Source organism: Streptomyces sp. NBC_00442, from assembly GCF_036014195.1.
In the GTDB taxonomy this organism is placed as follows: Bacteria; Actinomycetota; Actinomycetes; order Streptomycetales; family Streptomycetaceae; genus Streptomyces.
The window spans coordinates 7,706,977-7,725,772 of sequence record NZ_CP107918.1; the positions used below are offsets into that span (position 1 = coordinate 7,706,977).

The following is an 18,796-nucleotide window of genomic DNA, read 5'->3' on the forward strand; positions in this document are numbered from 1 at the left end:
CGGCTGAGCGCACTACATGGCGAGTTCCCGCGCAGGTCATGAGGCCGCACGGCGCCTTGGGCGGCATCACGCCCGCCGGCTGAAGCGTCGCCGGGAGAGCAGCTTCGGGTTTACACCGTCGTTGCCACGGGTCAAGGGGCTTGCCATGATGAGCGCCACGGTTGAGGATTCCCGTCACCTGGAGCGCTCAGGCACAGTCGGCGAGCAGAATTTGACCGCCCCTGAGGTCCGGCGGGTCCCCAGCCTTGAGCTTTGCTGTCACTGCGGGCCGGGTAGGTGATGCGCCGGCCATCGAGGTCGTCAGGAGACCGCGCGTCCGTGGCGGTCACCTGTGCGAAGATCCTTTGACGGCTTCGGGGGAGGATTCATGCGCGGGACCAAGGTGGCTTTGGCAACTGTCGCAATAGCGGCATTGGTGGCGGGGGTGAGCGGCGTCTTTGACCCGCCCCGCAGGTCTCCGTCCACCGCCAACGACCTCACCCCGCGTGAGCGCGCGATTCGTTACAGGGAACAGCTGAAGATCAGCGCGGACATGAACTGGGAGATAAAGCAGGAGTTCATGTCGGTAGGGCTGGACGTCACGGACGGCATGTCCACCTACACGGCAGAGGCCACGTGCACGCTTGGGCTGCGCGTCATCTACGACGAGGGAATGAAGCTCCGGCTGGTCAAGGCGTACGCCGACCTGGAAGCAGACGGCTGGCAGCACAACCCGGATGCGCCGCCGGGTGCGCTCCGGTACCACAAGGACAACTCGATCACTGCCCAGTCGAAGTACGCCAACGACATATGGCAGCTGGCCGTGGGACGCGAGCACGATGTCAACGAACCCGGCAGCGACATCGACTCTGACAGGCCGGGCAAGTACGTCGACATCACGGTCGATAACTGCACCGCGCCAACCTGAACTGGGCTCACCGGGCCGTCCGGTAGGCGGCAAGGGCACTGGCCAGAGCCGGTGGAGCGAAGACGTCGACACCGCTCTCGCGGCCCGCCGCTACGCCCTCACCGGCGACCGCCGCGCCCTGGACGGCATCGTCCCGTAAGGCGCCGCGTCACTCGGGCGGGCCCAGCAGATGTCCCGGGGCTTGAAGGAAGGCACGATCGCCGGGCGGGAACGGCTGATCCGGCGCTTCCATGAATTCACCAACGAGTACCCGTGGTCGTGGCTGCCGGGCCGCATGGACGCGTGGTCAGCCTCGCTGACGGGCGAGAAGCACCTGGCAGCGTCCACAATCCGCAGCTACCAAGGCGACGTTCGGCAGTGTGCGCGGTCAGCGGGGCATCCGGGTGAGCGGACATCTCGGGTCTAGGTGTGCGGACAGCTCATCTCCCATCGCGGTATGACTATTCGTCCCTCTGATGAGGGTCTGCTCTGGGGCCCCGTTGTTGAGCTTCGGGGCCTGGTGATCGGCTGATGTGACAGGCTTCGTGCTTTCGCCTGTCGTGGGGAACAAAGGGGCGCTGTGCTTGAGCAGGGTCGGTCGGAACTGTCGGTGTCGGTTGTCGAGTCATGGCCCATCGCCTCGGTCGTTGACGGCCGAGATGAGTTGCGCGAGCGTGACTGGGGCCGTGAGGTCGCGGTGATTCGTTTGGACAGTTCTCGGTTCGGTCCTGATTCGTTGTCCGGCCTCGGGCAGTTTTCTCACCTTGAAGTCGTCTTCTTCTTCGACCGCGTGCCGGAGGAAGACATCGATCGGGGTGCCCGCCGGGTGCCGGGACATGAGGACGAGCCGACGGTAGGGATCTTTGCCCAGCGCAGCAGGCGTCGCCCCAACCGGTTGGGAGTGTCGCGGTGCCGGCTCGTAGCGGTGGACGGTTTGGACGTTCACGTCACCGGGCTCGATGCGGTGACCGGGACGCCTGTGCTCGACATCAAGCCGTGGGTCCAGGAGTTCGGCCCGCTCGGTGACGTGCGGCAGCCGGAGTGGGCCTCCGAGCTGATGCGCGGTTCACAGGTTCGGCCTTGCCGAGACGGCGGAGCGGATCGTGTGTCCTACCTGGCCGCGCTGATGACGTAGTTGATCGCGGTGGCGACATCCTCGGCGACATGGGTGGGCCGGAAGAAGGTCTCGGTCCACGACTGCCCGTTCGACACCCACGCGCTTCGGAGCCCGAGCGCGTTCGCGCCGGCGATGTCGGCGTGCGGGGAATCGCCGATGATCCATGCGCCGGTGAGAGGCACTCCGACGGCATCCGCGGCAGCATGGAAGATCTCCGGTTCGGGCTTCTTGCAGCCGACCTTCTCGGAGATCACCCAGCCCTGAACAAGCTGGTCCAGTCCGACATGGCGGATCTTGGCTTCCTGCTGGGCAGTGCGGCCGTTGGTGACGATCACGCAAGGCCAGCCGTCGGCCTGGGCTTTGGCCACGGCCTCGCGGGAGGCGTTCGTCAGCACAACACGATCGGCAGCGCCATGGTCGAGCAGGGCACGGATGGCCGTCGCGGGCACCGCATCCCCATATCGCTCAGTCATGGCCGCGGCGACATCGTGGCGGGCGGTATAACCGCTGGCGTCGAGAGCCATCACCCATGTGAGATCGGTGGCCGGCAGGCGATGCTCGGTGAGGAAGGCGGCGACGGCATCGCGGAAGGCGGCATCGCGGTCGACCAGGGTGTTGTCGAGATCCAGCATCAGCAACGGCATGATCGGCAGTAGATCACGGGCGGCGATCTCGGGGCAGGTCGGTTTCCCGTCCGGGATCGACACGGTCGGCGAGGTAGATGAGGGTGGTGTGAGTGGGCGCGTTGGTGGCGTTGGGTGGGTGTCAGCGGGACAGGGGTGCTGGATGCCTGGTCAGGGGGATAGTTGCGGGCAGGCCCGCTGTCATGAGGCGACCAAGCGGCTGCTGTTTTCCGGCTGGTGTTGGGTGGGTCGGCTGTCGTGGGGGTGGCTGTTCCTGTGGTTTGAAGGACAACTGTAGGGATGCCCGCGAGACTCGGAGTCGGCAGTGGACTGGCGAGGGGGCTCCGGTGAGGACACCTGACGGGCTGGATGAGTTTCGTTGGCGGTGGATGCTTCTTCGTCGTCCGAGGACCGAGTTGTTCTTCCTGCTGAATGCCGCGACGGGGCCTGCTGGTTTTCAGGATGTTCGCGTCTACGGCCGTGATGGGATTTCCGATGCGCGGCTGGTGTGGAAGGTCTGTCATCAGTGTGAGCGGGGCGTCATTTCGAAAATCTCGCTCTCTCCGGAAGTACAGCGGCAGGGTCTCGGCACACGCCTCGTCGACAGGGCGCTCCTGGACGGTCCCGGGTATCGCTGGACGACCAGCAGTCAGTCCCCGGATGGTCGGGCTTTCTTCCGGGCGATGACGGCACGTACCGGTGCCGAGTTCGCGGCGGGAGCTCGGACATGCGAGCACATCCTGGAGAGTCGGCCCGGACGTCATAGGCCAGTACTGGACCGGTGCCTGCACCGGGCGCGTCGCTGACTGTGACCCGTGCACGCCACCGCCGATCGCCTGGCGGCACCGCCCACCGCCCGTGCCTCTCACCGCGCCCACCGCCCAGCGAATCGCCCACCGCCTGCACACGGCGACCGCACATCCGCGCCTGGCCGCGGCCGTCGCCGCCGCGCTTTTCACCGGCGCCTCCCTCCAGCAACTCGCCACCGCACGCCCCCGCGACGACGACACCGCCGCGGCCACGCTCGCCCTGCACGACCGCGCCCGCTACACCGACGGCTGCGCCGCCCACCCCATACCGCCCTGGGCCAGCGTCTTCCTGCGGGCCGCCGTCTGCTTCGCCCGGCTCGTCTCCAACGAGGACCAGGAACTGCTTGCCGCACCAGGTGACCGCGGGCACCTGCTGCGCGTGGCGGAGACGGCCAGGCTGCGCCCGCCCCAGCCGCCCGCGGCCCGCCGCAAAGGCCCGGCCGGCCGTGTGGAGTGGGACTGGCGCGAGCGGCAGGAAGCCGAGCAGTACGAAGCCATGCCGACCAGTCGCGTCAGGCCCTCGCGACGCTGAACCCCCTGACGCATTTCGCTCGAAGGGGAAGGCTCAACCGATCGAGAAGTCGGCGAACTCGACGTCGCTGAAAGCGATGTGCAGACCGGGGGCCCGCCGGCCCCCGTCACGGAAGTAGGCGTGTCCCAGAGCGCGAGCGAGGATCACCGTCTGCTGCTGCTCGCCCGCGCCGGCATCCCGGGCGGCGAACAGCTCCCGGGCCACCTCTCCCGGCAGGTCCTGGGTGATCCACCGCACCCGCGGATCGTCCGACGACCCTGCCGGAGCGGCGAACCCGAATCGCGCCCTGGTATGGAAGACGAAGCCCTCCGCCTCTGCCTGGGCGCGTCGACGGGCCCGTATTCGGGGCTGCCACCGGGCCAGGACCGCTTCCTCGATTGCCTGCACCTGCAGCGGACCCGGCGGACGACGCGCTCCTGGCTTCTTCGTCACCCACCGCTGCACGGTGCGCTGCGACACCTCCAGCACGGTGGAGACCTGCCGAGTGGAACCACCGTGTGATGCCAGCAGAAACCGCAGGCGGGCCTCGGTGCTTGCAGGAACGGGCCGGGTGCGTAACGCGCGCTCCAATCCCTGCTCGATCTGTCCCACGTCCGCCTTTCCCAGCAGCCAGCCGACAGAGCCGGCACCTGCAGTTCGTCGCCTCAATTCTCCCACGTCGTCTGCCCCCGCCTGCCAGTTTCCGCATTCTCGGGACAGCGCTGGCTGAGGCAAGCTATAAGCCCGTCCCGAACGCGGAGAACACCACCACCGCCTCGTCGTCGCCGACGAAGGAAAGAGCCGACGGCCGAGCCGCTATCCTGCCCGCAGGGCCGATGCCCTGGGCTACGCCGACGCCCACACCGCACCCGGACACCCACACCGTCCGGAACACCGGTGGAAGGTCTTCCGGGATCAACGGACCGCTCGACGAACACCTTGACGATCCATCGAGCCGGGGTTGCCGTGTGGGGGCGAGAACCCGGTGCCGAGAGGACCCGTCCATGACCAAACGCACTACCGAGCAGCAGCGCGCCCGCGAACTCCAGCGCACAGCACGCGAGCAGGGCACAAACCTCAGCTACCACGAAGCCCTCAACTGGGTACGCGCCACCGCCGAAGCGCGGGCTGAGAATCCGGGCAAGATCGCCATCTGCGTACCGCACGCGCACTGCATCATGATCTTCGGCGCGGACGAGGACCCCGAGTACATCCGTAAGTCGATCACACCGACTCCCGCGGCCGAAGTCGAGCTCGCCGATGAGCTCCTCCAGCGGAGGAACGCTCTGATGCGCGACCATTCCAAGGCGGAGATCATGGCCATGATCCTCAGGAGGCGGCGCGTTTCGCGCGCGGATCTCGCACGCTACACCAAGCAGGAGCTCGCCAACGATCTGGTAGACGGCGAGGACAGCCGCGAGCGCTATGAGGCGTACGGGCGGGTGGCGCTGATCAACGGCAGACCGCCGCGCGACTCACGATCTCTTTGCGGAGGCATCGGCTGCTCCGGCCACGACAGCGCGACGCCCTGGCCGCAAACCCGCGCGCGCTTCCGCGCCCAAGGGCCCTGCATCGGCGCATAGTAGCCCGAACGGCTTCTACGCCCTTGCCCATTCCAGTCCGAGCGCGGCGAGCGCGGCGAGTTGCTCCGCCGTGAGCTTGTCGCACCTCGACTTGGTGTTGGAGATCCATACGCCGAGCTTGACGACGACCGGTTCGGCCTCGCCGTCGACGAGGATCTGTTCGCTGTGGCCGCGTGGTACGGGCCGGTGGGCGCCTTCCCGTTCCACCCACTGCGTGAGGGCCGTGAGGCCGCGCTGGAACGTCTGCTGTGCCTTGCCGGGCCCCTTCGTTGCGCGCCCTGCCCCCGGGGCGGCAGCGGGTGCCTGGACAGGTTGTACGCCCAATGCGGCCAGCCGTTCCCGCTGCTCGGGCATCAACTGCGCCCAGGTGCCCGGCTCCTGCTGCCGCCACCGCCACGTTCCGATGTCATCGCCCTCGAAGGTGACGCCCGGCGCGATGTGGGGGAGGTGGCCGTCGGCGTCGACCAGGTTGGCGAGGACGCGGTAGTGCCGCTGCCAGTTGAGTGACCAGGGGCAGTTCCAGTCGGGGTCGATCCCGGTGAGCTGCTGCGCGCGCACGGCGGCCCGCTGCGGGTCCTTGCCGAGGCCGCCTTTGCGGCGGAGGTTGGCGAGGAACTGTCCGATGGCCAACTGCTCACTGTCACTCTCGCCTTCGCCCCACATCGCGTCCTGGCGGGGTGCGAGGTGCCCGGTGGCCCGCCGATAGGACCGCAGGGCGGCGAGCTTGCTCTCCCACGCTTCCTCGCCCGGCTCCCAGAGCATGCCGGCCTCCGGTGCGTCCAGCAGCGTCTTGCGCCGCTCCTCCAGCTCGCCCGCCCGCAGCGCCTTCCGCTGCTGATGCACCCAGCGGCCAAGCGGAAAGGACTTCGTGACGCCGACTTCGACCTCGGTGTCGTAGGGGACGGCGTGGACGCCGGTGATCTCGTTCTCCTTCCGCCAGCGGATGAGGGCCTGGTAGCCCTCCAGCCACACGAGGCTTTCCGGCCGGTAGACCCGGGTCCGCAGGAACGCGGCGATCGTCGCGGCGTCGCGCGGGCTGGAGAAGTGGAGCAGGGCGGCTTCGGCGGCGTCAGTGTTGTCGTCGTGCTCTTGGTCCTTGGCGTCGTCCGCGCCGCCGGCCCCGACGATCCGCCCGTCCTCGTCACGCTGGAGGTGGACCTTGCGCTTGCCGCTGGTGAGCGCGCGGGAGGCGAGCTGCTCGACCAGGCGCTCATCGTGGCTGCGCAGGCCCTGGAGGACGGCCACGAGGGGCTTGAAGCTGGCGGAGGCGACCATGTCGCTGGGGTCCTCGTTCGGCTCCAGGAATACCGGCACGATGATTCTGGCGACCTTGGTGGAGCCGTCCTTGTTGAGCCGGAGCGCTCGGCCGATGTTCTGCACGATCTCCACCTGGGAGCCGCGGGTGTCCGCGAAGCAGATCGAGTCGACTCCCCGCTCGCCGGTGATGTCGACGCCTTCACCGAGGACGCGGCAGCTGGCGAGGAAGGCGCGGTGCACCCGGTGCCCGGACGCGTCGATGCCGCCTGCGAACTGGCGCAGGGCCTCGCGGCGTTCGGCGACGGTGTGGTCGCCGCACAGCCATGCCGACCAGACGCGGTCCGGCGGGACGTGGCGGCCGGCCTCCAGCTCGTAGAAGGCCGCGTCGATGGACGATGCGGGGAGGTTGTCGGCGGCGGCCAGGTCGGCGTCGGAGGCGTCGTTGGCGTACAGCGCGGCTGCGGTCTCGGGGAGCTTGTCAGCGAACGCGCGGGCCTCTTCGACCTTCTGGTGGAACGTCATGACCGTACGGAGGTTGTACGCGGCGGCGTGCTCCAACAGGGCGGTCTGCAACAGGGCCAGGCGCCGTCCCCGCCGCGCCTCCTCAGACTCCCCGAGAACGGGCGAGGGATCACGGATCTCCAGGACGTCGATCTCGAACCCCGCGAGGATCTCGCGTTCGATCGCCTCCGACAGCCCGAGCTCCGTGAGCCACGCGCCGTAGGTGCCGTCCGGGGCGTCGGCCATGGTCGCGATCTCTGCCTCCTGCCCGTCCTCGCTCTTCTGCGGGCGGGCTGCGGCGAGGATGCGCGGTGTGGCGGTCAGGTAGAGCCGGAAGTCCGCCGGGATACGGGCGTTGTCGTGGATCGCCGCCCACGGACGGCCAAGATCACCAGCGGTTCCGTGGGCCTCATCCACGATGGCGAGGTCGAACCGGTCCATGCGCTGTCCGTAGAGGCGCTCTCCGCCCGCCAGAGCGGCCTCCAGCGGCCCGCGAACCTTCCGCTGGCCCTCGGCGTCGATGTCCTCGCGGTCCACGAGTGAGGCGTACGTGGCGAACACGACTACGGGCCCGTGTCCGGCCCACAGGGCGAGCTGGATCGGGTTGGTGGTGGTGCGCACCCCGAGCGAGTTGAGGACGGCGTCGTTCTCCAGCGAGCACACCGCGACCATCGGCGCCCGGTGGCCCACCGCCCGCCACGCCTGGGCGGTCTGCGCGAGCAGGTCCAGGGTCGGCACGGTCACGAGGATCCGGCCGTCTGCGAAGCTCTCCAGCGCGCACGCGGCGGCCGTGATCGTCTTGCCCGAACCGGTCGCTGACACGATCGTGCCCCGGGCACCCTGCGGGGGCACGGATGACCTTGCAGGGAATCCCACCCACTTCCTAAACGCGGACCGCTGGTTGGGGGATCTCGGTGGTCTGACCGGGTAGTTTCTCGTTTTGTTGTCCAGTGATCGTTTTGTGTACTTGGCCAACTTGGTTGTTCTCATGGGGTGTTGTGTGTTGCTGATGGGTGTGTCGGTTGGACGGGGAGTGGGGGTCGGCTGGTCACTGGGTGAGGATTGGCTGGTCAGTGAGCTGAGGGTTCCAAGTGGGGTAGGGTTTTTTTGATCGTTTAGGGGTTCGGTGTGCCCGGACTGTGTGTCGGGGGTGCCGGGTGGGGTCTGTTGAGTCTGTGGCGGATGTGGGTGTGTTGCGTCCGGTGGCGGTACGCAGGCTGCTGGCCCTGGAGAGTCGGGGTGAGTTGACACCGGCGCATAGGCGGATGGTGGCGCAGACGCTTGGGACGTCGGAGCGGACGGTCCGCCGCTGGCTTACCGCGGCTCGCGCGGAGGATCGTTTCGGCCCCGCGGTACGCGAGCGGTTTGTTGTCACGCCGGGGGTGTTGAAGCTGTTGGCGTTCCATCGTGGGAACGCGGCTGCGCTCCACCGGGAGCTGGTCACCGTGGAGGCCGGGGGAGGGGCGCAGGCGCCGTCGCTCGCGACGTTGTACCGGGCCATAACGAGGGATGTTCCGCCGGGCCAGTGGGCCGGGCTCAGGGGTGGGGAGAGCGCCCGCCGGGCCCATGACGTGTTCCTTCAGCGCCCGGTGGGGCATCGCAACGAGGTGTGGGAGAGCGATCACGTCCAGGTGAAGGTGGACGTTGATATCGATGGCCGTCCGGGGCGTCCGTGGGTGACCTGGTTCATCGACTGTGCGACGCGGGTGATCTGCGGGTTCGCGGTGACCGCGCAGGTCCCGAGTCGGGAGTCGGTCCTGGTCGCGCTCAGGGACGCGATATCCCGTGAAGGGGAGCACGGCCCGTTCGGTGGCCTGCCGGGGGCGGTACGGGTCGACCGGGGGAAGGACTTCCTGTCGAGGGCGGTGGGTGAGGCGTTGGGCGCGTTCGCAGTCCCGGTCATCGACCTTCCCGCCTACAGCCCGCATCTGAAGGGCACGGTGGAGGCGTTGAACAAAGCCGCGAAGCAGATGTTCTTCGCTCAGCTGCCTGGTTACACCGCAGCTCCGCGTTTGAAGGGCGGCAGGAAGCCGTCCGCCGGGCAGCGGCTGCTGCCGCTGGAGGCGTTCGTTGAGCTGCTGGGGCAGTGGGTGGCCTGGTGGAACACCGAGCACGACCTCCGCTCGCTGGCCGGCAGGACCCCGCAGGCGGCGTGGGAAGCAGATCTGACTCCCATCGAGGACGCTGAGCCGGGCGCGCTGCACATGTTCACCCTCGAGGACGACGGCCGGGCGCGCACTCTTACCGGCAAGGGGGTGCGCTGGCGCAATCGCCACTACGTCGATGCCTGGATGACCGGGCAGGCCGGGCGGAAGGTGCGGCTGCGTTACATGCTGCACCACGAGCACGAGATCGAGGTCTACGACGCAGTGACGGGCCGGCATCTGGGGTCGGCGTACCTGTCGAACCGGGCGAGTGCGGAGCAGATCCGGGAGATGAAGCGGTCCCGCGCCAGGGAGGCCGACCGGCTCAAGCGGCTGCTTACGGCGGCGGAGAAGGACCGGGGCACTCGCTACGCGGCGGCTACCCGCGGCACACCGGCCGAGGTGCTCGGTACCGTCACCGAGATGGAGGCCGAGGTACATCTGCGCGCGGCTGCCGCCGCGGACCTTACCGAGGTGGCGCTGCCCGGCTACCTGCCGCTGTCCGCCCAGATGCCCGCGTCCTGGACTGCACCGGACACGGTCAAGCCGACTGCTCCCCGCCCCGAAGACGAAGACGAGAGCATCCTTACGCCGCGATGAATGCCATACCTGCCGCTCGCCCCTTGCCGGCCCGCCCGCGACGCGGCCCGCTCCCGTCGCCGCGCAAGGACCACTACTTGTCGCTGCCCGACGCGCACGTGATGGGCACATCGGCGTTGAAGGAGACGCTGGCCAATCTCGGGGAGGTGATCGCCGCGCGCGGGATGATGTGTGTCTACGGGGCGGCGGGGCTGGGCAAGACGATGTCGGTCAACGCCTCGCTGCGGGAGCTGGCGCCGGGCGCGACGCGCCGGATTGAGTTCCGAGGCCGGCCCACCGTGCTGGACATCCGACACAACCTGTTCAACGTGCTTGAACTGCCGGGCAGCCCGCCCAGGCAGCCGACCGCGTTCGACACCCTGCTGAAAGACGTGCTGGCCGAACAGTTCCGCGTGCTGGTCTGTGATGAGGCGCAGTGGCTGCGGGAGGAGTCCTTCGAGTACTTCCGGCACCTGTTCGACGACCTGTACACCGATATCGCGGTGGTCTTCGTCGGCGGCGGCAACACCTACGACGTGCTGAGCCGCAAGGACATGCTGGCCTCCCGGGTGCACATCTGGCAGGAGTTTCGTCCGCTGACCCGCGAGGAGGTCCTGACCACGATCCCCGCCTACCACCCGGTGTGGCACGGCGTGGATGGCGATGACCTGCTGTACTGCGATGACGTGGCCGCCCATGGCGTCTTCCGCACCTGGGCCAAGATCACCTACCACTTGGGGCGGGCCCTGGATGCCACCCCGGATCTCGAGGTCAACCGGGACCTGCTGCGCTGGGTCTTCAGCAAGCTCGGCCGCCGCACCCGGCCGTGAGTACTTCCGGACCCGTCCGCATCTGCCCGCCGCACCCTGGCGCCGACGAAACGACGCCGGAGACCTGTGAACAACACATTCCCTGATGTCACCGTCCTGCTCGACCCCAGTGACGACGCTGCTGTGACCCGTGCGGCGCTCGCCGGGCACGACCCGGCGGCCGGCTGTGTCACCGTCCACCCCACGCCGGGTACGACCAGCGACCGCTACTTCGCCCACGACCTCCTGGTGGCGCTGGGCAAACCCGCGCACCTCCCGGGCTTCCCAGATGCGCGCGCCCCGGTGTGGGAGGCCGCCACAGCCTGGCTAGCGGCGCTTCCCGTAGAACGCCTGACGATCCTTCGTGCTCACCTGCTCACCCGAATCCGCCTGCAACGCCTGCTCGACCTGCGGGCGTTCACCGGAGCGCACCTGGTCCTGGTGTGCCACCGCTCCCGTCCGACCGCTGCCCTGCGCGACGCTCTCACCGACGTGCCCCACACGCTCGTCCAGGCTTCGGCCGCCGGCGACCTCCTCGCCGGGGCGGCCGCTCCTGGCCCGGACCGCCCCGCCGTGTCGCCGCGGGCTGCCGGCCGCTGGATCACCGTGCCGGCGCTTCAGCGGCTGGCGGAATGGGACGGTGAGGACCACTGCATCGGATGCCTCCCACCGCCGATCAGATGGCGCTACCGGCCCCGACCGCGGCCGTGCTCGTCACAGACCACCGCGGAGATCATCCGCCGCATCCACGGCGCCACCGCACACCCCCGTCTCGCTGCCGCGCTGGCGGTAGGGGTCTTCACCGGCGCCGCTGGGCAGCAACTGGGCACCGCGCGCCTGGCGGACTGGCGCGAGGAAACCTCCACCCTGGCCTTGCACGACCCCCTCGGGCAGACCGACGGCTGCGCCACGCACCTCGTTCCTTCCTGGTCGACCGTCTTCCTGCACGCCGCTGCCCGCTTCACCCGCCTCACCCCCGCACCCGGCACACCCCTGCTTATTCGTCCCGAGGAGCACTCCGGCCTGCTTCGGCTCGCCGAAGAGGCCCGGCTGCGCCCACCCCAGCCCAGCGCTGACCAGGAGCGCGGCACCGTTCCTGCTCGCGGGATCGAGTGGTTCTACCGCGAGCTGACAGAGTCAGGCATCGACGCAGAGGCCCCCCAGCACACCCGGCGTCCGCGTCTGCGTGTACGGCCTGTCAACAAGCCCCAGGCCAGCACATCATGACCAGGCCACGCGGAACCCGCGTGAACTGCTTGCCCTGGGCCGAGGCTGCGGGAGCCGCCGAGCGCGCGTGGACGGAAGGGTGTGCGCGCGGCGCTGCGGTGGGCCCGGCTGCCGGCTTCAGTTCCAGCGCATGTCGAGAGCGTTGAGCGCGTCGATGCGCTGCGGGTGCAGTCTCGCTCGGCGGGAGCGCTGGTTGGCGATCCATATCCCGAGTTTGATCTCGGTACCGCCGGTGATCTCCACATGCTGGCGGGGGACGTTCAGGTGTCCTTCGCGCCGGGCGTAGCTGGCCGCAGCGGCGAGGTTCCGCGCGAACTTGTGGTCTGGAGCGAGACGCGGCGCGCTCTGGATGCCGCCACCACTGGGCGTCACGCTGAGCTCAGCCAGCAGCCGGCGCTGTTCCTCGTGGAGGGTGTCCCAGTTGCTGCGCTGGTGGGCCAGCCAGGCACCGACGTCTTCTCCGGCAATCATGTGACCCGGCTCGATTTCCGCTATCTCTACCGGTCCTCCCGCGGCGAGGTACCGCTTGAGGAGTGTGAAACGGCGCTGCCACACCAGCGGCCACGCGGGGCACCAGCACGGGTCCACGTCGGCCAACGCCGTCTTGCGCGTGTTGGACAACGCGCCCTTGCTGCCGACGGCAAGGCGTGCCTCCCGGCGCCGGTTGGCCAGCCACGTTCCGACCGGATAGCCGTCCATGACGGCGTCGTGCCCGGCCGCGAGGTGGCCGTGGACGGCATGGTAGGCGCGGGCCATCGACAGCCCAGCGCTGAATACATGGTCGGGGTGGCTCCACACCATGCCCAGCCTGGTCAGCGCGTCGATGCGTACGGCAGGCAGGCGGCCGGTCTTGTTGGCCTTGCGCTGCTCGGCGATCCACTGGCCCAGCGGAAATGCCCCGTCCTTGCAGAGGTAGGGGACGTTCAGGTGGCCGCGGGTCGCGTGAAAGCGGCGGGCGGCCGTCCAGCCGCGCAGCCACCCGCGGCGCTCTACGTTGATCACCCGCAGCCTGACGAACTCCGCGATGTCAGCGGGATGGCGGTCGGTGGCGAACAGCAACGGCCCCTTGGCCAGTGGGGCCGCGCCCGTGTCGTCCCCGCCGGGCCAGGCGGCGAGCCGGTCGATCACGTCAGTGTCGTGGGCGGCGAGCGCGGCCAGGACCTTGACCAGCGGCAGATACGAGCCGGATGCCAGCCAGTCCTCGCAGCGCTCGTCGGGGGACAGGAAGACCGGCACCACCAGGGAGGCGACCTTGTCACCGCTGGGCCCCTGCCGCAGCGCGCGTCCGACCGTCTGGACGGTGTCGACGATCGACTCCCTGGGGTCGGCGAAGACCACCGCGTCCACCTCGGGGATGTCCACCCCCTCAGCCAGCACCCGGGCACTGGAGAGCACGCAGCGTTCCACCACCACCCCGTCCGCGCCCCAGCCGCGGGCGAACTGGGCCAACACGTCGCGCCGGTGAGCCATGCCATGGTCGCCGTGCAGCCAGCCGGACCACACCCGACGCGGATAGATCGCCGGATCCACGGCCCAGAGCTGACGGGAGGCGCCCGGCGATGCCTCGGCAAACGCGCGGGTGTCCGCGACGCGGTGATGGAACGTCATCACACGGTCGAGCTGATGGGCGGCCGCGGCTTTGAGTACGGCTGTGGTCAGCGCTTCCAGCCGCGCCGCGGCCACATCCACCTCCGCGCGCTCCTCACCCGCCGCCCCCGGCGCCAGGGCCTGGTCGCGGATCTCCATCACGATGATCTGGTAGCGGGCCAGCAGCCCGCGGGCGATGGCTTCGGCCAGCGTCAGCCGGTACACCACCGGGCCGAACGTCGTCTCGTCGTCCATCGAGGCCATCAGTGCCGGCCCGCTTGCGGCCTCGTCATCCCCGTCGTCCACCGCGGCCCAGGGATCGGCCACCCGCGGCGTCGCCGTCAGATACAGCCGGCGGTCCGCCGGCAGCACGGCATCGTCATGGACCGCGGCCCACGGCTTGCCCCACGGGCCCGACGTGCGGTGCGCCTCGTCCACCACCACCAAGTCCCACCGCCGAAGCCCCGAGGCGTGAGCCTCGGTGAGCACCGGCAGCGACGCGTAGGTGGCGAACACCGTCACCCGCCCCTTCCTGCCAGCCCACGCCGACAGGAGCCTCGCGTCAGTAGTGCAGCGCACCCCGGCGGCATCCAGCTCCGCGTCCGCCCGCAGCGAGCAGACCGCCACCATCGGTCCCACCCGGCCCGCCTTCCGCCAGGCGGCGACCGTCTGCACCAGCAGATCCAGCGTCGGTACCAACACCAGCACGCCACCTGTGCGCGCCACCCGCAAGGAGATGTGCGCTCCCATGAACGTCTTTCCCGTCCCGCACGCCGAGACCACCGTGGCCCGCAGACCTCCGCTGGCCGGCGGGGTGCCTGCCAAGGCGCGCGCCGCCGCGTCCACCGCCTCGACCTGATGCGCCCGCAGTACTGGCCCGCCCTGCACCTACGCCCCCATTCACCTGCGCGAACTGGCTTCCCTGCCTGCCGGCTCGTAGCGTACGAACGATGCCCCACCAGGGCCAACAGCGATCCGGCCCACAGCCCCTCTCGGGCGTCCGGATACAAGGCATTGACGACGCCGTCGCCAAGACCGCCTGGGTTTCTACTGGTCAGGTCCTGCCACGAAGTGAGGGGATATGCGTGTGTCGCATGCGTCCGCGGATGCTGGTGCATGCGGGCTCGAAACCCCACGGCCACAGACGTCTGGTGGGGAGCATGGATCGGGGTGGGGCTCGTGACAGGTGGTGCGTACGAGGAGCTGCAGACCGGCGGCTTCGGGCCGGCCACGTTCGATCTGTTGTGGCGGCTGGTGCATCAGGTGCGTCGTGCCTACGGATTTCCACCGCCTGAGGGCTACGCACAGTGGGGCAACGAAGCTGCTTATGAGGTGGTTTTGGCGATGGTGACCGCCAAGGGGCAGAAGTTCGTGACCCGCTGCTTCACGCTTACGGCAGACCAGGAATCCCTGGAACGCGTACTTCTCACCTCCATTAAGAACTACCTCATCGACGAAGCGAAGAAGACCCCCCGCGGCAAACTGCGGCGCCGTATCGCCCGGCTGATGGGCGAGGACACGGCCTACCGCAAGAGCAACGGCTCCCCGCCGCGTTGGGCGCTGGCCGACCACCCCGAAGAAGCCCTCTGGCAGGGGGACCTCGACGATCTCATCGCCCATGCCGCGCACGTCAGAGGCGTCGGCATCACCCGCTGGAACCATTCCGGCCCAACGCCCAAGCAGACCGTGCACGCCCTCAAAACCATCCTGCTCTGCGTGCTGCAGCACGCACAGGGAGCGGTAAGGGAGGAAGACCTCGCAAAGGTTCTCGAGTCCCGCTTCGAGCTCTTGGCACCGGCCCGCGTGACCCGGCTGTTCGCCGATGAGGGGACCGTCGCCGCCATCGTCGAGCAGCATGCGGCCACTACCGCGCCGGACCCGACCGGGACGGAGGGGATCGCCGAGGACATCTGGCAGCGACTCTCACCCAACGAGCGCCTGCTGCTTCCCTACCTCGACAAGGACGCGCATCACGCGGCGCAGCTGCTGGAGATCCGGCAGGGCCACGCAGTGCTTGTCCTGTCCAACCTCAAGACCATGCTCCGCGATGCCCTGTCGTTGGACAGCGACCTGCAGGCAGTGATGGCCGCGCTACTGAGGCGTTGCGAAGAGGCTGCGTCGTGAACGGCCCCAGTTACGTCGTCTGGACCCAGTGAGAAGAGAATGCGCTGATGGACCGCAGCCGAGGAGACGGGGGAGACAGCATGAGCTCTGTCCACACCACTGCCTACCAGAGGCTGGTAGCCGCCGCGGCGGGCCTGAGGGTGCCCGACGCCGTCTACCAGGTGGCCACCGCACCACCCCAGGACCCCTGCCCCGGCCACATCTGGCGTGCGGTGTGGGAAGGCACCGTCCAACTGCTTCTGATCACTACCACTGGTGCCGATGACACCGTGCGTGCCGTCCCGGTCTCCTTCGAACGGTACGCCGACGCCGACACGCTGCTCCTGCCCGCCCAGGCGACCACTTTGGAGCAGCCACTTGCACTTTGGTGGGGCCTGGAGACCGACGTGCCGTGGTGTGTGCTGGACCGGCAGGTCAGCGAACTGACCAGCCGCCCCGGCGCCCTCACTCCCCGGACGATCGCAGACACCGTGACCGGCGCCCAGTGGGGGAGCGGTACCGTCTTGTCCGCGGCGGCCAGCGAGTACCGTGCCACCCTCACCGACCACGTGGAGGTCCTCGCCTCGGCACGGTGGGCCCCGCAGGGGTCGGGGGGCCTCTCTCAGGTGTTTCGTGATCACGACATCACCATCCAGCATCTCGCGGCCGAACTGAAACTGCCGCCACCCCTGGCGCTGGACGTGTGGAGGGGCCAGCAGCCCCTCTCCGCCGAACAGGCCGCCACGCTCGCCGCACTCCACGACCAGCCCGCCGACCACTTCCTCGACGCCAACCCCGCCCTACCGCCCACCGTCGTACACGAACTCAACCGGCCCCTGCGTCGCAGCCAGGTCAAGAAGCTCGCCGCTCAGTACGGCGAAACCGAACACGCCGCCCGTCTGCGCGCCGCCTACGGTGTCTACGCGCTCGCGGCACGCGAAGAAAACCGCACCCAGCCGAACTGGACTGCACGCACCGACCGCTACTTCGAACTCCTCCTGGACGAATAGAGAAGAGAGAGGTACGCCCGAGGTGGTCAACTACGTGCTCGCCGGCGCCGCCCGGATCCAGGCCGCCGCCATAATCACAGAACTCGACGCAGCCCGCCCCGGCGCCATCGAGCGCCTGACACAAGGCGCCCTCGCAGAATTGCGGATCTGGCCCGAGCTCACAGTCAAAGACGTTCCCGAGAACGAGACGGCACCAGGCTGCAGCGTTGCCGGAGCGTACGACTACGGCCCCCCACCTCGCTTGTCCATCGCCACCTCCGCCAGCCACGCACGGCGGGACTTCACCGCCCTGCACGAACTCGGTCACCACCTGCAGAAGACCAGCTTCGACCTCATGGAGCCCTTCAGCAGGGAAGCCGACGGCGGCGTCCTCCTCGAAGACGCCGCCTGCGACGCGTTCGCCGCCCAGATCCTGATCCCCACGCACCTCGTCGAGCAGCACGTGGACGCCGTAGGGCCCACCGCCTCAGCGATCACCCGCCTGTGGGAGTCGAGCAGCGCCTCCCGCATGGCCGTCTGCGTGCGAGCAGCCCAGTACCTCCCCGCCCCCGGTCACGTTCTTCTCCTCGACCCTGACGGACACCTCGCTTTCGCCGCCTCCCACGGCCTGCCACCCCTGCGGCGCGGCAGCTTCCAAGGCGACATCCCCGTCATCGACCGAGCCCTGACCGGCTACGGCCGCGCGCAAGGACGAACCCAGATCCGCTACCGCGACGGCATCCTTGGACGCGAACTGCACACTGACACCGCCCCCATGGGCGGCTACACCGTCGCCGTGCTCGTCACCGACTCCGCCCCCTGGCGCGCCTTCACCCCACCCACCCCCGACACCGGCCCCCAGTCACGCAACTACGACTGCGCGAACTGCGACGAGCACTACCGTTCCTTCGAACCCGCCTGCCCGCGCTGCCGCGTTCCCCGATGCCCCGACTGTGGTCGCTGCGCCTGCCCGCTCCGCACCCCCGGCCGCACCTGCCCAGGATGCTTCATCGTGCATCCGCCCGCCATGTTCCCCACGGACAGCGGCCGCTGCCTCGACTGCTCCTGACACCCCGTAGGGCTCGCCCGCCACGTACTCCCGGCTACCCGCGAGTTACGTCGTCCGTCCCAGGCGAAGCACCCCACCCAGGGTGCTCACGGAACCCGGGCGCCGGTCGCGGGAACCCGTTGGAGCGTTGCCGGCAGGAACGGCAGGAACAGCAACATGGCTATCCAGATCACCGCGGTGCGCCTGACGGCCGGCGGCACCACGCACGAGCACATCACCCACCTGTGGTGGACCAACCAAACCTCCGGCGACACCGGCAACAGCACCCGGGCGCAGATCGTCGACTGGATTGAGAACAAATCCGGCAAGGCCTACACCAGCGACGCGGCTGGACACCGCACGGAGGTCGCCGTCGTCACGCCCGCCCGGGGCGAGAAGCACCTGCGGACCCACGCCGACGGCGTATGGACCAACAACCTCCTCGCCCTTCCCCGGCGCTGACCCGCCACCGTCGACCGGCCGTCTGACGCGCCGCCCACACGGCGGCGCGCCAGACGCCCCGGCACCCACCACTCTGAACACACGCTCCCCACTTCAGGAGGACCCCATGTCCCAGGAAACCCACGGGCACAAGTCCGTCACGATCATCGTCAACGCCCGTCCCCACACCTGGGAGGCGAAGGAGATCACCTACGAGCAGGTCGTCGACCTCGCCTACCCCGGCCAGCAGCCGAACGAGCAGGACACCTACACCGTCCGCTACAGCCGCGGCCACGGAGGCCACGGAACGGGCAGCCTCACCGCCGGCCACAGCGTCCGAGTGAAGAAGGAGATGGTCTTCGATGCCTACCGGACCTCTCGCTCGTGACACGGACCTGTCCCGCCTCCTCGACGACGGCTACGACGTCGTCGTCCGCGCCGGCCACCTCGTCGTCCAGCGCATCCCGTACGTCACCGAGAACCGCACCGTCGAGTACAGCTTCCTCACCTACCCCGTAACCGTCACGGGGGACCGCATCGTCTCCGACACCGACCACCGCATTTGGTTCGGCGGCTCGACCC

17 protein-coding genes are annotated in these 18,796 nt (G+C 69.0%); 13 read left to right on the plus strand and 4 right to left on the minus strand.

All coding sequences use genetic code 11. The annotated features are described in order from the left end of the window. Positions 1–367 precede the first annotated feature (367 nt). On the plus strand, positions 368–907 hold the full coding sequence (locus OG432_RS34790) for a hypothetical protein (RefSeq protein ID WP_328314936.1): 540 nt from the start codon (positions 368–370) through the stop codon (positions 905–907). Positions 908–1,466: 559 nt separating this feature from the next. After that, complete coding sequence (locus tag OG432_RS34795; RefSeq protein WP_328314937.1) at positions 1,467–2,021, plus strand: SAM-dependent methyltransferase; 555 nt, start codon at positions 1,467–1,469, stop codon at positions 2,019–2,021. Here OG432_RS34795 and OG432_RS34800 read toward each other — a convergent pair. After that, positions 1,997–2,710, minus strand: coding sequence for an HAD family hydrolase (locus OG432_RS34800; RefSeq protein WP_328314938.1), 714 nt, complete (start codon positions 2,708–2,710; stop codon positions 1,997–1,999). The two genes, OG432_RS34795 and OG432_RS34800, sit on opposite strands and share 25 nt — an antisense overlap. A gap of 774 nt (positions 2,711–3,484) precedes the next feature. Here OG432_RS34800 and OG432_RS34805 point away from each other — a divergent pair. Continuing rightward, a complete protein-coding gene (locus OG432_RS34805) occupies positions 3,485–3,967 on the plus strand; it encodes a hypothetical protein (protein WP_328314939.1) in 483 nt (160 codons plus the stop codon). Between the two features lie 33 nt (positions 3,968–4,000). Here OG432_RS34805 and tpg read toward each other — a convergent pair whose 3' ends face one another. Next, the gene (gene tpg / locus OG432_RS34810; RefSeq protein WP_328314940.1) at positions 4,001–4,558 is read right to left on the minus strand and encodes a telomere-protecting terminal protein Tpg; all 558 of its coding nucleotides are present in this window, start codon (positions 4,556–4,558) and stop codon (positions 4,001–4,003) included. 392 nt (positions 4,559–4,950) lie between these two features. Between tpg and OG432_RS34815 the strand changes: the two genes are divergently transcribed. Beyond that, on the plus strand, positions 4,951–5,529 hold the full coding sequence (locus OG432_RS34815) for a hypothetical protein (protein WP_328314941.1): 579 nt from the start codon (positions 4,951–4,953) through the stop codon (positions 5,527–5,529). Between the two features lie 15 nt (positions 5,530–5,544). Here the strand turns inward: OG432_RS34815 and OG432_RS34820 are convergent, their stop codons facing one another. Then, on the minus strand, positions 5,545–8,262 hold the full coding sequence (locus OG432_RS34820) for a Helicase associated domain protein (protein WP_443058626.1): 2,718 nt from the start codon (positions 8,260–8,262) through the stop codon (positions 5,545–5,547). A 290-nt stretch (positions 8,263–8,552) separates the two neighbouring features. Between OG432_RS34820 and OG432_RS34825 the strand changes: the two genes are divergently transcribed. From OG432_RS34825 to OG432_RS34835, 3 genes are all read left to right on the plus strand, one after another. After that, complete coding sequence (locus OG432_RS34825) at positions 8,553–10,031, plus strand: transposase family protein (RefSeq protein ID WP_328306376.1); 1,479 nt, start codon at positions 8,553–8,555, stop codon at positions 10,029–10,031. Between the two features lie 77 nt (positions 10,032–10,108). Next, positions 10,109–10,840: an ATP-binding protein gene (locus tag OG432_RS34830; RefSeq protein WP_328306374.1), complete on the plus strand. Its 732-nt coding sequence runs from the start codon at positions 10,109–10,111 to the stop codon at positions 10,838–10,840. Between the two features lie 66 nt (positions 10,841–10,906). Further along, positions 10,907–12,046: a hypothetical protein gene (locus tag OG432_RS34835; RefSeq protein WP_328306372.1), complete on the plus strand. Its 1,140-nt coding sequence runs from the start codon at positions 10,907–10,909 to the stop codon at positions 12,044–12,046. Between the two features lie 117 nt (positions 12,047–12,163). Here the strand turns inward: OG432_RS34835 and OG432_RS34840 are convergent, their stop codons facing one another. Continuing rightward, the gene (locus tag OG432_RS34840) at positions 12,164–14,521 is read right to left on the minus strand and encodes a DEAD/DEAH box helicase (RefSeq protein ID WP_328314943.1); all 2,358 of its coding nucleotides are present in this window, start codon (positions 14,519–14,521) and stop codon (positions 12,164–12,166) included. Between the two features lie 282 nt (positions 14,522–14,803). On the opposite strand from OG432_RS34840, the gene OG432_RS34845 reads away from it, so the two are divergent. The 6 genes from OG432_RS34845 to OG432_RS34870 all read left to right on the plus strand — a co-directional run. After that, on the plus strand, positions 14,804–15,757 hold the full coding sequence (locus tag OG432_RS34845; protein WP_328306370.1) for a hypothetical protein: 954 nt from the start codon (positions 14,804–14,806) through the stop codon (positions 15,755–15,757). A gap of 80 nt (positions 15,758–15,837) precedes the next feature. Continuing rightward, positions 15,838–16,746 (plus strand): hypothetical protein, encoded by a 909-nt coding sequence (locus tag OG432_RS34850; protein WP_328306368.1) that lies wholly within the window; start codon positions 15,838–15,840, stop codon positions 16,744–16,746. Between the two features lie 22 nt (positions 16,747–16,768). Next, the gene (locus OG432_RS34855) at positions 16,769–17,794 is read left to right on the plus strand and encodes an ImmA/IrrE family metallo-endopeptidase (protein WP_328306366.1); all 1,026 of its coding nucleotides are present in this window, start codon (positions 16,769–16,771) and stop codon (positions 17,792–17,794) included. Between the two features lie 156 nt (positions 17,795–17,950). Next, on the plus strand, positions 17,951–18,235 hold the full coding sequence (locus tag OG432_RS34860) for a DUF3892 domain-containing protein (protein WP_328306364.1): 285 nt from the start codon (positions 17,951–17,953) through the stop codon (positions 18,233–18,235). Positions 18,236–18,341: 106 nt separating this feature from the next. After that, positions 18,342–18,602: a multiubiquitin domain-containing protein gene (locus OG432_RS34865; protein WP_328306362.1), complete on the plus strand. Its 261-nt coding sequence runs from the start codon at positions 18,342–18,344 to the stop codon at positions 18,600–18,602. Continuing rightward, a partial coding sequence (locus OG432_RS34870) for a DUF6791 domain-containing protein (RefSeq protein ID WP_328306359.1) occupies positions 18,577–18,796 on the plus strand: 220 nt, incomplete at its 3' end. The genes OG432_RS34865 and OG432_RS34870, both read left to right, overlap by 26 nt.

What these genes read in the sequence shown, in the direction of transcription:
- OG432_RS34815 (WP_328314941.1), top strand. Translation starts at nt 4,951, where the DNA reads ATGACCAAACGCACTACCGAGCAGCAGCGCGCCCGCGAACTCCAGCGC.
- OG432_RS34865 (WP_328306362.1), top strand. Translation starts at nt 18,342, where the DNA reads ATGTCCCAGGAAACCCACGGGCACAAGTCCGTCACGATCATCGTCAAC.
- OG432_RS34850 (WP_328306368.1), top strand. Translation starts at nt 15,838, where the DNA reads ATGAGCTCTGTCCACACCACTGCCTACCAGAGGCTGGTAGCCGCCGCG.
- OG432_RS34860 (WP_328306364.1), top strand. Translation starts at nt 17,951, where the DNA reads ATGGCTATCCAGATCACCGCGGTGCGCCTGACGGCCGGCGGCACCACG.
- OG432_RS34825 (WP_328306376.1), top strand. Translation starts at nt 8,553, where the DNA reads ATGGTGGCGCAGACGCTTGGGACGTCGGAGCGGACGGTCCGCCGCTGG.
- OG432_RS34790 (WP_328314936.1), top strand. Translation starts at nt 368, where the DNA reads ATGCGCGGGACCAAGGTGGCTTTGGCAACTGTCGCAATAGCGGCATTG.